Raw genomic sequence first — 12,669 nt, forward strand, 5'->3', positions numbered from 1 at the left:
CCGCCTCGCGCGGTCGCCAACTCTCGCGATCGGAAACCCTATGCGCATCACCATCACCATCGCCGCGACGCTGCTGGCCAGCGCCGTCCATGCCGCGCCCCTCACTTACCGCCAAAGTCTCGATGCTGCGGCCGCCAACGCGCCAGCTCTGCGCGCCGCCGCCCTGCAGGTCGAGGCGGCCAAGGCTTCGGCCAAGGCCGCTGGCGCCTTGCCCGACCCCAGGCTGGCGCTGGGTCTCGACAATTTCCCGGTCTCGGGCCCGCTGGCCGGTCGGCTCGGCGCCGACGAGATGACCATGGGCCGGGTCGGCTACAGCCAGGACATGCCCAGCGCCGCCAAGCGCCAGGCCCGCATCGGCCGGGCCCAAGCCGACATCGTCGCGGCCGGGGCTGAGGGCGCGGTCGAAGCCCGGCAGGTTCGCGTCGCCGCCGCCTTGGCCTGGATCGAACTGCTCTACGCCCAGCGCAAGCTGGCCGCGCTGGATGGCGTGGCAGCCCAGCTAGGCCCGCTGTGGAGCGCCGCGCCTTCCGGCGTCGCCTCCGGACGCTCGAGACCCGCCCAGGCGCTGGAGGCGGCGCAAATGCGCGCCGGCCTGGAGGATCGCCGCAGCGAGGCGGTCTCTAAGCTGGGACGGGCTCGCGCGATGCTGACGCGCTGGACCGGTGACGCCGATCCCCAGGCGATCGGCGAGGCGCCCGACCTGGACCTGGTCCCCGCCAATCTCAGGGTAGCGATCGACCGCAATCCCACCGTGCTGGCGCGAGACGCCACCACCCGCCAGGCCCAGGCCGACCTCGCCCTGGCCAAGGCCGACAAGCGCCCCGACTGGAGTTGGGAGGTAGCCTATCAGCGCCGCGACCCGATGTTCGGCGACATGGTTTCGGCAGGGGTCAGCGTCAGCCTGCCGCTGTGGGGCAAGAGCCGCCAGGACCCGATGATCGCCGCGCGCGCCGCCAGCGCTGGCCGCGCCGAGGCCCAGCGCGAGGACGCCCGCCGGACGCTGGCGGCCCAGCTCGAAGCCGATCTCGCCGACCACGTCATGCACCACGAGCAATGGCTGCGGGCTCGCGACACCCTGCTGCCGCTCGCCAAGCAGCGCGCCGACCTGGAGACCGCCGGCTACGGGGCCGGCACGGCCGCCCTGCCCGACGTGTTGGCCGCCTTCGCCGGCCTGGCCGACGCCCAACTCACCACTCTGGACCGCGAGGCAGCCGTCGCCATCGACGCCGCCCGCCTATCCCTGACCTATGGAAGCGACGAATGAACCCGTCACCCTCGATGAAGGTCCTGCTCGGGGCCGGCGCGGCCTTGGTCGTTCTGGCCGGCGCCGGCGGCTACGGCCTGGCCCGGCTGACCGCCAAGCCAGCGATGTCGGACGCTCCCGCCGATAGTCGCAAGGTTCTCTACTGGTACGACCCGATGGTCCCAGCCCAGCATTTCGACAAGCCGGGCAAGTCGCCGTTCATGGACATGCAGCTGGTCGCCAAATATGCCGGAGAAGGCGATGCGACCGGGCCTTCGGCCGGAGTCCGCATCGATCCAGCCACCGCCCAGAATCTCGGCGTCCGCACCGTGGAGACCCGCCAAGGCGTCTTGGTCGGCGGTCTGACCGCCACCGGCGTCATCGACTTCAACCAGCGTGACGTGGCCGTGGTCCAGGCGCGCTCCGGCGGCTTCGTGCAGAGGGTCTATGGCCGGGCTCCTGGCGATGTAATCGGGGCCGGCGCGCCGCTGGCCGACCTGCTGGTTCCCGACTGGGGCGGGGCCCAGGCCGAATATCTGGCGGTCAGACGCACCGGTGACGCGGCCCTGATCGCCGCCGCCCGCCAGCGCCTGCGACTGCTGGGCATGCCCGAAGGCACGATCGCCGCCGTCGATCGCGACGGCCGGGCCCGCGCGATCATCACGATCAGCGCGCCGCTGGGCGGGGTGATCACCAGGCTCGACGTTAGGGCCGGGATGACCGTGGCCATGGGCCAGGGACTGGCCGAGATCAACGGCCTGTCGCGGGTCTGGATCACCGCCGCCGTGCCTGAGGCGCAAGGCGGCCAACTGCGCCAAGGTCAATCGGTCGGCGTTGCCCTGGCGGCCTATCCCGGCGAGATGCTGCGGGGAACGGTGCAGGCCATCCTGCCCCAGGCCCAGGGCGAGACCCGCACGCTCCAGGCCCGCATTGAGTTGCCCAACCCCGGCGGCAAGCTGCGCCCAGGCATGTTCGCCACCGTCTCGTTTGATACCGACGCGCGCCCGGCCCTGCTGCTGCCGTCCGAGGCGGTGATCCGCACCGGCTCGCGCGCCATCGTCATGCTGGCCGGCGACAACGGCCGCTACCAGGCCGTCGAGGTCAAGATCGGCCGCGAGTCGGGTGGCCAGAGCCAGATCCTGGCGGGCCTGAGCGCCGGTCAGAAGGTGGTGGCCTCTGGTCAGTTCCTGATCGACTCCGAGGCCAGCCTGGCGGGCCTGCAAGTTCGGCCGCTGGCGGCGGACGCCGCCATGGCGCCGATGACCTCGGCTGCGGCAAAGCCCGCCTTGGCCGAAGCGACGGGGCGCATCGAGCAGGTGACCAAGGACAGCATCACCCTCTCCCACGGCCCGATCCCGGCCATCGGCTGGCCGGCCATGACCATGGCCTTCCGCGCCGACCCGATGCTGCTGCGGGGTTTCAAGACTGGCGACCAGGTCAGCTTCGCCTTCGACCAGCCGCCAGCGAGCCCGACGGTGCGACGCATCGCCAAGCTCGGAGGCGGCGCATGATCGCCGCCCTGATCCGCTGGTCGGTCGCCAATCGCTTCTTCGTGCTGCTGGGCGCCCTGGCCCTGATCGTGGCCGGCGGCCTAGCAGTGCGCTCGACCTCGATCGACGCCCTGCCCGACCTTTCCGACACCCAGGTGATCATCCGCACCAGCTATCCGGGCCAGGCCCCGCAACTGGTCGAGAACCAGGTCACCTATCCGCTGGCCACCACCATGCTGTCGGTGCCCGGGGCCAAGACGGTGCGCGGCTATTCGTTCTTCGGCGACAGCTTTGTCTATGTGATCTTCGACGACAAATCCGACCTCTACTGGGCTCGCTCGCGGGTCCTGGAATATCTCAACCAGGTCCAGGCCCGCCTACCCGAAGGCGCTCGCCCGGCCCTGGGTCCCGACGCAACAGGGGTCGGCTGGGTCTATGAGTACGCCCTGGTCGACAAGACCGGCGGTCACGATCTAAGCCAGCTTCGATCCCTGCAGGACTGGTTCTTGCGCTACGAGTTGAAAACCCTGCCGGGCGTGGCGGAGGTCTCGGCGATCGGCGGCATGGTTCGGCAATATCAGGTCGTCCTCGATCCGGTGAAGCTGGCTGGATACGGCGTTACCCACAGCCAAGTCGTCGCCGCCCTGAAAGGCGCCAACGCCGAAACCGGCGGCTCCGTCCTGGAACTGGGCGAGGCAGAATACATGGTCCGTGCCACCGGTTATCTGAAGACCCCCGAGGACTTCCAGGCCGTTCCGCTGAAGACGGCGGCCGGCGGGATCCCGGTACGGCTTGGCGACGTGGCGACCATACAGGTCGGTCCGGAGATGCGGCGCGGCATTGCCGAACTGAACGGCCAGGGTGAGGTGGCCGGCGGGGTGGTGATCCTCCGCTCGGGCGAAAACGCCCGCACCACCATCGCGGCGGTGAAGACCAAGCTGGCCGAGCTGAAAAAGAGCCTGCCGCCCGGCGTCGAGGTGATCACGACCTATGACCGCTCGGGCCTCATCGACCGCGCCGTCCATAACCTGACCGGCAAGCTGCTGGAGGAGTTCCTCGTCGTCGCCCTGGTCTGCGCCCTGTTCCTGGGCCACCTGCGTTCGGCCTTGGTGGCGATCATCTCGCTGCCGCTGGGGGTGCTGGCCGCCTTCCTGGTGATGAAAAGCCAAGGCGTCGACGCCAACATCATGTCGCTGGGCGGCATCGCCATCGCCATCGGGGCGATGGTCGACGCCGCCGTGGTGATGATCGAGAACGCCCACAAGAAGCTTGAACGCTGGGCCCACGACCACCCGGGCCAGACCCTGGTCGGCGAAGCCCGCTGGAAGTTGGTCACCGAGGCCGCCGTCGAGGTCGGACCGGCGCTGTTCTTCAGCCTGTTGATCATCACCCTGTCGTTCATCCCGGTGTTTACCCTGCAGGCCCAGGAGGGGCGGCTGTTCCGTCCCCTGGCCTTCACCAAGACCTACGCAATGGCGGCGGCGGCCATCCTGTCGGTGACCCTTATCCCGGTGCTGATGGGCTACCTGATCCGTGGGCGTATCCCCGACGAGGCCTCCAATCCGATCAACCGCGTCCTGACGGCGGCCTACCGGCCTGCCCTGGACTGGGTGATGGGGCGGCCCAGAACGACCCTGGTCATCGCCCTGCTGGCCTTCGCCACCACGGCCTGGCCGCTGGCCCATCTGGGGGCCGAGTTCATGCCCAATATGGACGAGGGCGACCTGCTCTATATGCCATCAGCCCTGCCAGGGCTGTCGGCGGCCAAGGCCGGACAGCTCCTCCAGCAGACCGACCGAATGATCAAGACCGTTCCTGAGGTCGACAGCGTGTTCGGCAAGGCCGGCCGCGCCGAGAGCGCCACCGACCCGGCCCCGCTGGAGATGTTCGAGACCACGATCCGCTTCAAGCCGCGCGACCAGTGGCGGCCGGGCATGACGCCCGACAAGCTGGTTGCCGAGCTCGACGCGCGGGTGAAGGTCCCGGGTCTGACCAATGTCTGGGTGCCGCCGATCCGCAACCGCATCGACATGCTGGCCACCGGTATCAAGAGCCCGATCGGCGTCAAGGTCTCTGGAGCCAACCTGGCCGAACTCGACCGCATCGCCCGCGAGGTGGAGGGCGTCGCAAAGGATGTGCCGGGCGTCAGCTCGGCCCTGGCCGAACGGCTGACCGGCGGCCGCTATGTCGATGTCCGCATTGACCGGGCCGCGGCCGCGCGGTTCGGGCTCAACATCGACGACGTCCAGTCGATCGTCTCCGGGGCGATCGGCGGCGAGACCATCGGCCAGACGGTCGAGGGCCTGGCCCGCTATCCGATCAGCGTCCGCTATCCGCGCGAACTGCGCGGCAGCCTGGAGGGCCTGCGGACCCTGGCGATCCTGACGCCGGGCGGCGCGCAGATCACCCTGGGTACGGTGGCCCAGGTCGAGATCGCCGACGGACCGCCGATGCTCAAGAGCGAGAACGGCCGACCGACCACCTGGGTCTATGTCGATGTCCGAGGTCGGGATTTAGCCTCGGTGGTCGGCGACCTGCGTCAAGCCGTCGACCGACACGTCAAGCTGTCGCCCGGCGTCAGCCTCTCCTATTCGGGTCAGTTCGAATATCTGCAGCGAGCGGCCGACCGGCTGAAGATCGTCGTGCCGGCCACCCTGCTGATCATCTTCGTCCTGCTCTATGTAATCTTCCGCCGGTTTGACGAGGCGGGCCTGATCATGGCCACCCTGCCCTTCGCCCTGACCGGGGGGATCTGGACGCTCTATCTGGCTGGTTTCCACCAGTCGGTGGCTACGGGGGTCGGTTTCATCGCCTTGGCCGGGGTCTCGGCCGAGTTTGGGGTGGTGATGCTGATCTATCTCAAGCACGCCATGGACGACTTGGGCCCCGACCCCACAATGGATCAGGTCGAGGCCGCCGTGCGCGAAGGCGCCCTGCTGCGCGTGCGGCCCAAGGCCATGACCGTGGCGGTGATCCTGGCCGGCCTGGCCCCCATCCTCTGGGGCCATGGAGCGGGCTCTGAAGTGATGAGCCGCATCGCCGCCCCAATGATCGGCGGCATGCTCACCGCCCCCCTGCTGTCGATGTTCGTCGTGCCCGCTGGCTATCTGCTGCTGCGCCGCCGGCAAGCCCGAACCTCCCCTTCCACTTCCACTTCCACTTCCACTTCCACCTCAGCCTAAGGAGATTTGCTGATGAAGACCCTGTCCCTCACCCTCGCCGCCCTGCTGGCGACGACCAGCCTGGCCGCTTGCGGCCGCAAGACCGAAGCGCCCGCCGCTCCGGCCGCGCCGGCGCCCGCCGCTGCGCCTGCTCCGGCCGCGCGCGGCGACATGGCCGGCATGGACATGGCGCCGGCCGACAAGATGGCCAAGGGCGTCGGCGTGGTGACGGCGATGGACAAGACCATCGGAACGATCACCCTCGACCACGAAGCCATTCCCGAGGCCGGCTGGCCAGCCATGACCATGGGCTTCAAGGCCGCTCCGGCCCTGCTGGACGGCGTCGCGGTCGGCGACAAGGTCGCCTTCGACCTGAAACTCCATGACGGTTCGGGCGAGGTCACCGCCATCGGCAAGCGATGACCTTCGCCTTGGCGGGAGCGCATGCGTTCCCGCCTCGCAATCGCCGCCTTCCCATCGGACCGCCATCCTGCCGCCTCGGGCTTCCCGGCTGCCCTCCAGCAAGGTCTTGATCCCATGTCCCGCTCACGCCTGACCCTCGCCGCCGCCGCGATCCTCACACTGGCGGCCTCCCCCGCCCTGGCCCATCCTAAGCTGCTGTCGGCCTCGCCGTTCGCAGGCGGGGTCAGCGGCCCGACCAATCGCCTGACGCTGCATTTCAGTGAGCCGCTGGTCGCCAAGTCCTCCAGCGCCGATCTGACCGCGACCAGCATGATGATGGGCGGCAAGCCGATGGCCCATGTGATGAAGGTCGACGGCGTCGCCGCGGTGCTCGATCCGGCCGACCACAAGACCCTGCTCCTGACCCTGAAAGCGCCGCCCACGGCGGGGACTTACAAGGTCGACTGGCATGTCGTGTCGACCGACACCCATCGCCTGAAGGGTGACTACAGCTTCACCGTAAAATAGGCCGACGATGGACCTCGTCAACATCCTGGTGCGGCTGCTCCAGTACGGCGCGCTGCTGCCGCTGTTCGGACTGACAGCGTTCGCGATCCATGCGCAGGACGCCCAGAGCCGCAGGGACCATCGACAGGTCGTGATCGTGTTGACCGCCATCGGCCTGTTGACCGCCCTCGCCTCGGTGCTGATCCTGGCGGCGATGATGAGCGGCGACCCGGCGGGCGCGGCGGATCCCGCCACCCTCTCGGCCGCGATCATCGGCACGTCGGCTGGCCGCGCGGGCCTGCTGCGCGTGGCGGCCTTGGCGCTGCTTCTCGGCTTGGTCAGACTCGGCGGTCCGCTGTCTCGACTGATCTGCGCCGCTGTGGCCTTGGCCACCCTGGCCTGGGCCGGTCACGCCGCCGGTGGCGAAGGCCTGGCTGGCGCCCTTCATCTGTCGGCCGATGTCCTGCACCTGTGGGCCGCAGGGATCTGGCTCGGAGCCCTGGTCGCCTTCTGCGCCATGGTCGCCGCAAGACGTCCTGACCCCGCCGCCACGGCTGACGTCCTGGCGGCCCCAACGGAGCGGTCCAGACCTTCGCCCTCGCCGACAAAGGCGCCTTCCTGGAGTCGGTCGAGGCGATCCCCGAACCCCATGGGTTCGATGCACGGCTGTCGATCGCCCACGGCTCGCACGGCCACGACTTCGACGTCATCTTTGCCGAACATGACCATGATCAGGGCCATGACCACGGCGGCCCGGACGTTTCGGACCCCGGCTACCAGGACGCCCACGAGCGCGCCCACGCCAACGACATCAAGCAGCGTTTCGCCGGTCGCGATCTAACCACGGGGCAGATCATCCTGTTTGGCCTGACCGGCGGGTTGATCCCCTGCCCGGCCGCCATCACGGTGTTGTTGCTGTGCTTGCAGCTCAAGCAGATTGCGCTCGGCGCGACCCTGGTGCTGTGTTTCTCGATCGGCCTGGTCATCACCATGGTCACCGTCGGGGTTGTGGCGGCCCTGGGTATGCGTCACGCCGAAAAACGGTTTGGGAGCGCGTTCTCGACCTTCACGCGTCGCGCGCCCTACGCGTCAGGCGTGCTGATCACCGTCGTCGGCCTGATCTTGGCCGTGCAAGCCGTGCGGCTCTCTTGGCTTAAGGCGTCGCCGCGACGCCATCGCCGGGCACGCCACGCCATCTGCCGAGTCTACGCTACGGGGCGACTGACCCCTGATAAACTTGGAACCACAACTCCGGCGACGAGGCCTAGTTGCCAGGTTTTCGTCGACACTCGGGTCACGTTGCAACTGACCGCAGCCTCTTGGTAGGGCACGACGCATATTTGTAGCGACCAGCGAAGCGAAAAACTCTGCCTGTTATTGGCTAAATGGCGCTGGCTTCACCAATTTAGCCATCGGCAAAACGCGTCGCTTGGCGAAGCCTAGTGCGGCCAATCCTATCATTTGACTTGATACTATGCGGAGTGCGCCACAGTTCGGCCAGTTGGTGAACCAGCCGGAGATCGTGGCGTTCTCGGCTGAGGCGTAAACGCCGTGGGTGGGAAAAGCCGTTGTCGCAATCGTCTACAGCAGTCGTCGCCGCGCGCGACCTGACCCCCGCGGGCATCGAAGCTGAAAAGCTGAATTTCGCCAGCGACCTCAAGATCTTGACGCCCACCCTGCGGCGGTACGCTCGCTCACTCTCGGGGTCCACCGACGCCGCCGAGGATCTTCTTCAAGACACGCTGGAAAGGGCTTGGCGCGCCCGGGAGCGATACGACCCAGCGCGCGGCCTGCGGCCTTGGCTCGCGACCATCATGCGCAACCGCTTTTATGACGTGGTGAGCGCCAGCCGGGACACGATCCAGGATGTTGATGGAAAATACGCGGCAGAGCTGTCGGTGCTGCCCACTCAGCTCTTCAGACTGGAAATTGAGGGCGTTATTCTCGCGATTGACGCCCTGCCTGCTCCTTACCGCGAAGCCATTTACGCCATCATCTTGCAAAGCCTAAGCTATGAAAGCGGCGCTGCGCTCATCAAATGTCCGATCCCGACGCTCAAAAGCCGGGTGCAGCGGGGCAAGTTGATGCTGCAGAAAAGCGTACTGGCTTAGCCGTGGTGCGGTACGCCGCGCGCGCAATGGCGTTAGACGACCGGTGCGGGCCTTGTTTTGATAGCAGACGTCGTCGTTTCCGCCTGCGTCCTTGAGGCGGCGCCCACCCTCGGCTGAATAATAATCGTCAAGCTGAACCAGGGGAGACCTGACGCCCTATAGAATTTCGGCCGCGGCACAATCACGAAGTCCTAATATTCCCAAGTCCCCATGCATCTTCATCGCCCCATCGTTCGTATCTGGCACCAAAGCTGACAGATGCAATGCTCTGTCGCCACGATTTGGGGCCGAAGGTGTCCGACGACTTTCGAGACCAACTTATCGCATTGACGCCAAAGATACGCGCCTACGCGATGTCGCTAACGCGCGCGCGTCATTGGGCGGACGACCTCGTGCAAGATACCTTGGAAAGAGCGTGGCGGGCCCGAGCCAGTTTTCGTCCTGAATCCGATTTACGGATCTGGCTATTCACCATCCTGCGAAACCGCTTCACCGACGGATATCGCCGCCAGCGGCACACGGTGCAAGATGTCGATGGCGAGCATGCCATTCGCCTGAGTTCGCCCGCCGAGCAGAACTGGCGCCTGCAATATGGCGACCTGCTGGCGGCGATCGAGCGATTGCCGCCCGACAGCCGTTCCGCCCTCGTCCTGATCAGCGGCGCGGGGCTGACGTTCGAGGAGGCGGCAAAGGTCTGCGGTTGCCCCGTCAGTACGGTGAAAAGCCGCGTCCAACGCGCCCGACGCCTGCTGATGGAATTCGTCGATATCGCGCCCGCGCGAAAAGCTCGACGAGCGACGCGGGGAGACGAAGCGGCCTCCGCAAAATCGACCGAAGCTTTTCTCCAATGATCGCTCGGGGCCGCACCTTACGCCTGCGCCGCTGGGGCATTAGCCTGATCGTCATCGCGTTTCACTTCGTTGTTTTCGCGGCGATGTCGCTCGGCCCCACGGTTGTTCCCACGCCACAAGCCGAGCCGGGCGTGCTGACGGTCGCACTGTTTGACAGGCTCGCACCGCGCGCCACGCCGACGCCCGAGACGCCGACGCCGACCGAGCCCCTGCCCGACCGTCCGCCCAGTCCGACCACGGACGACAAGCCTGCTTCCGCGCCGCTACTCGCACCAACCCCCGCGCCCCTGGACGTGGTCGCGGTGGTGCGCGAACTGGCGGTGGCCGATCCCACCGCGCAGCCTCGCCCCCTGTCGCACGCCGCCGCGTCGCGTCCCGAGGCGGCTGTGACCGTCAGTCAAACCGCCGACAGCGCATCGACCTGCCAGATGACCGAACAGCTGCAGGCGCGCCTGGCCGCCGATCCGCAAGTGTTGGCGGCCTTGGCCCGCATACCGCGCGACGCCAGATCGGTGGCCAACGCGCTGATGCTATGGGATGGCGCGTGGGTCGGAACAGACCAGCGAGAGACCGCCCAGGCCCTGACGACGCTCCAGGCATCCATCGCCGCGGCGATCGAAACCGCCTCGCCCGATTGCCGGAGCCTGCCCGTACTCGGCCCACGCCTGCTCTCCATCCCCGACGCCAGCGGCGCCACCTTGCTTGTGATCGGATCGGGCGCTTGGCATTGGGACGATCTTTTGACGCAGCAAACTTCCAAGCTCGGCTAAGCTAGAAAACCTTTTAAAATCAATGCGCTGCCAATCTTGGCGAAATATTGACGAAAGTTTCAAGCCGCCTGCGTCCGTCTGCGGAGTGCAGCGTATCTCAGATGAACCGTGTAGTGAGATCCGGCCTCCCGCCGACCCGCCGCGACGGTGAACGTGTGTTTCGCACGATCAAAGAGGGCGGTCATGAAGAGACGTTATGGATTTGGACTTGCGACGGCGTTCGCGGCCCTGATGGTTTTCGCAGCCGGGCCCAGCGTGGCGTCCAGCCACCGGGAAGCGCCGGGCATCACCAAGACACCGAAAGTCGACGGGACCGATTTCTATATGTTCCGCAGCTACGCGCCGGGCCGTGAGGGCTTCGTGACCTTCATCGCCAACTACATTCCCCAGGGCGGACCCGGCGAAGGCCCTAACTATTTCACCATGGACCCGGACGCGGTCTACGAGATCCATGTCGACAACGACGGCGCCGTCAACGGCGGCGCGATGGAGGACCTGACTTTCCAGTTCAAGTTCTCCAACACGCTGCGCAATGACACCGGCCTTACGCTGAACGTCGGCGGCAAGACCCTCCCGATCCCGCTGCGCCACGTGGGGCCGATCAGCGCGACAGACGACCCCAATCAGGGCGAGCAGGAATCCTATACCCTGACCGTCATTACCGGCGATCGCCGGACTGGAACACGGGCCAGCGCCACTAACGCGGCCGGCGGCGGCCTGAGCTTCCGCAAGCCGTTCGACAACGCGGGCAACAAGTCGATTCCGAACTACGCCAACTACGCCAACCAGTTCATCTACGACGTCAATCTCCCGGGCTGCGCAACGGCCGCCAAGGTCTTCGTCGGCCAGCGCGCCGAGGCCTTCGCCGTCAATCTGGGCCCGATCTTCGACCTGGTGAATTTCGTGCCTATCGAGGGGGCCAGCGCCCCTGGCGCCAACGACAACGGCGGCTTCCCGGGCGGCATCAAGCAGAGCGCTGACAACCAGGAACTGATCGGCAAGAAGAACGTGACCTCGCTCGCGCTCGAAGTGCCGATCGCGTGTCTCACGGGATCGGGCAACGGAACGATCGGCGCCTGGACGACAGCCAGCCTGCCGCAAGCCCGCCTTCTCGACCCATCGCCGACCTATCAATCGACGGCCACTCAAGGCGGCGCCTATGTGCAGGTCTCGCGCCTGGGTGAGCCCCTGGTCAACGAACTGGTCATCGGCCTGCCGCAGAAGGACCTGTTCAACGCCGCCAAACCTACCCAGGACGGCGCCCTGGCCGACTATGTGACCAATCCCACCTTCCCAGCGATCCTGGACGCTCTGTTCCGCGCTCCGGTCAATGCCACCCTGGGCACAAACTTCACCAACCTCGCGCCTAACAACTTCCCGCGTGCTGACCTGGTGGCCACCTTCTTGACGGGCATCGCCACGCTCAATCAACAGAAGACGGTCACCCCGTCCGAGATGCTTCGGCTGAACACCGGCGTAAATCCCACGCCGCGCGCCACCCAGAGCTCCTTCGGCGTGGTTGGCGATGACCTCGCCGGCTACCCCAACGGTCGTCGCCCCGGCGATGACGTGGTCGACATCACCCTGCGCGTGGCCATGGGCCGCCTGTGCCATCCCGTGCCGATCAACCACGTGCAGACCGATCTTAAGCTGTGCACGCCCGCGAACGCGCCGACCGGTATGGTCGCCTACACCGATGGCGCACCGAGCAGCGCGACCACCCTGGCCGCGACCTTCCCCTACCTCAACACTCCGCTGCGCGGCTCTCCGCGTCCGCAGACCCAGCCGTAGGAGAAACAGCGATGATCCGCATTCTGCGCAATATCGCCGTTATCGGGCTATTGGCGGCCAGCGTCGCCGCATGCGGCGGCGGTGGCGGCGGTGGCGGCGGTTCCGTGGCGGTGACCCCGCCGACGGCCAGCCCGCCGTCCATCCAAAGTGCGTTCGGGGCGGGGTTTGCGACCCTGTTCAACGCGGGTCCCAATACCGACCCAGCCAAGCCCACGACCGGGGACGTGATCGCCCTCAGCCTGACAACCGACCCGCTCAAGCTGCGCTAGCGAGCGGGGTTGGCCTACGAACAAGGCGGCGGCGCTCGAAAGAGCGCCGCCGCGATTGTATCAACTATCCGAGG

The 12,669-nt window shown here is 67.0% G+C and carries 11 protein-coding genes; all 11 read left to right on the forward strand.

What is annotated here, in order from left to right:
* The first annotated feature begins 40 nt into the window (after window positions 1–40).
* The 11 genes from ACP694_RS08400 (at window position 41) to ACP694_RS08450 (ending at window position 12,595) form a co-directional block, all read left to right on the forward strand.
* Entirely contained in the window at window positions 41–1,264 is a 1,224-nt protein-coding gene (locus tag ACP694_RS08400) for a TolC family protein (RefSeq protein WP_426011672.1), read from the forward strand.
* The gene (locus tag ACP694_RS08405) at window positions 1,261–2,754 is read left to right on the forward strand and encodes an efflux RND transporter periplasmic adaptor subunit (protein WP_426011673.1); all 1,494 of its coding nucleotides are present in this window, start codon (window positions 1,261–1,263) and stop codon (window positions 2,752–2,754) included. Before ACP694_RS08400 ends, ACP694_RS08405 begins: the two co-directional genes overlap by 4 nt.
* Window positions 2,751–5,915: an efflux RND transporter permease subunit gene (locus ACP694_RS08410; RefSeq protein ID WP_426011674.1), complete on the forward strand. Its 3,165-nt coding sequence runs from the start codon at window positions 2,751–2,753 to the stop codon at window positions 5,913–5,915. Before ACP694_RS08405 ends, ACP694_RS08410 begins: the two co-directional genes overlap by 4 nt.
* Window positions 5,916–5,927: 12 nt before the next feature.
* Window positions 5,928–6,317, forward strand: a complete 390-nt coding sequence (locus ACP694_RS08415) for a copper-binding protein (RefSeq protein WP_426011675.1) — start codon at window positions 5,928–5,930, stop codon at window positions 6,315–6,317.
* 21 nt (window positions 6,318–6,338) lie between these two features.
* Window positions 6,339–6,824 carry a copper homeostasis periplasmic binding protein CopC gene (copC, locus tag ACP694_RS08420; protein WP_426011676.1) on the forward strand — a complete coding sequence of 162 codons (486 nt, stop codon included), beginning with the start codon at window positions 6,339–6,341 and terminating at the stop codon, window positions 6,822–6,824.
* 687 nt (window positions 6,825–7,511) lie between these two features.
* A complete protein-coding gene (locus ACP694_RS08425; RefSeq protein WP_426011838.1) occupies window positions 7,512–8,129 on the forward strand; it encodes a nickel/cobalt efflux transporter in 618 nt (205 codons plus the stop codon).
* 242 nt (window positions 8,130–8,371) lie between these two features.
* Entirely contained in the window at window positions 8,372–8,914 is a 543-nt protein-coding gene (locus ACP694_RS08430) for a sigma-70 family RNA polymerase sigma factor (RefSeq protein WP_426011677.1), read from the forward strand.
* A gap of 293 nt (window positions 8,915–9,207) precedes the next feature.
* Complete coding sequence (locus ACP694_RS08435) at window positions 9,208–9,765, forward strand: sigma-70 family RNA polymerase sigma factor (RefSeq protein ID WP_426011678.1); 558 nt, start codon at window positions 9,208–9,210, stop codon at window positions 9,763–9,765.
* Complete coding sequence (locus ACP694_RS08440) at window positions 9,762–10,535, forward strand: hypothetical protein (protein ID WP_426011679.1); 774 nt, start codon at window positions 9,762–9,764, stop codon at window positions 10,533–10,535. Before ACP694_RS08435 ends, ACP694_RS08440 begins: the two co-directional genes overlap by 4 nt.
* A gap of 183 nt (window positions 10,536–10,718) precedes the next feature.
* Window positions 10,719–12,326 carry a DUF4331 domain-containing protein gene (locus ACP694_RS08445; protein WP_426011680.1) on the forward strand — a complete coding sequence of 536 codons (1,608 nt, stop codon included), beginning with the start codon at window positions 10,719–10,721 and terminating at the stop codon, window positions 12,324–12,326.
* Between the two features lie 11 nt (window positions 12,327–12,337).
* Entirely contained in the window at window positions 12,338–12,595 is a 258-nt protein-coding gene (locus ACP694_RS08450) for a hypothetical protein (protein WP_426011681.1), read from the forward strand.
* Window positions 12,596–12,669: the final 74 nt, after the last annotated feature.

The organism is Caulobacter sp. DWR2-3-1b2, assembly GCF_049896345.1.
GTDB lineage: Bacteria > Pseudomonadota > Alphaproteobacteria > Caulobacterales > Caulobacteraceae > Caulobacter.

Coding starts and splice junctions, on each gene's coding strand:
- ACP694_RS08400 (WP_426011672.1), top strand. CDS start 41: ATGCGCATCACCATCACCATCGCCGCGACGCTGCTGGCCAGCGCCGTC.
- ACP694_RS08405 (WP_426011673.1), top strand. CDS start 1,261: ATGAACCCGTCACCCTCGATGAAGGTCCTGCTCGGGGCCGGCGCGGCC.
- ACP694_RS08410 (WP_426011674.1), top strand. CDS start 2,751: ATGATCGCCGCCCTGATCCGCTGGTCGGTCGCCAATCGCTTCTTCGTG.
- ACP694_RS08415 (WP_426011675.1), top strand. CDS start 5,928: ATGAAGACCCTGTCCCTCACCCTCGCCGCCCTGCTGGCGACGACCAGC.
- copC (WP_426011676.1), top strand. CDS start 6,339: ATGCGTTCCCGCCTCGCAATCGCCGCCTTCCCATCGGACCGCCATCCT.
- ACP694_RS08440 (WP_426011679.1), top strand. CDS start 9,762: ATGATCGCTCGGGGCCGCACCTTACGCCTGCGCCGCTGGGGCATTAGC.
- ACP694_RS08445 (WP_426011680.1), top strand. CDS start 10,719: ATGAAGAGACGTTATGGATTTGGACTTGCGACGGCGTTCGCGGCCCTG.
- ACP694_RS08450 (WP_426011681.1), top strand. CDS start 12,338: ATGATCCGCATTCTGCGCAATATCGCCGTTATCGGGCTATTGGCGGCC.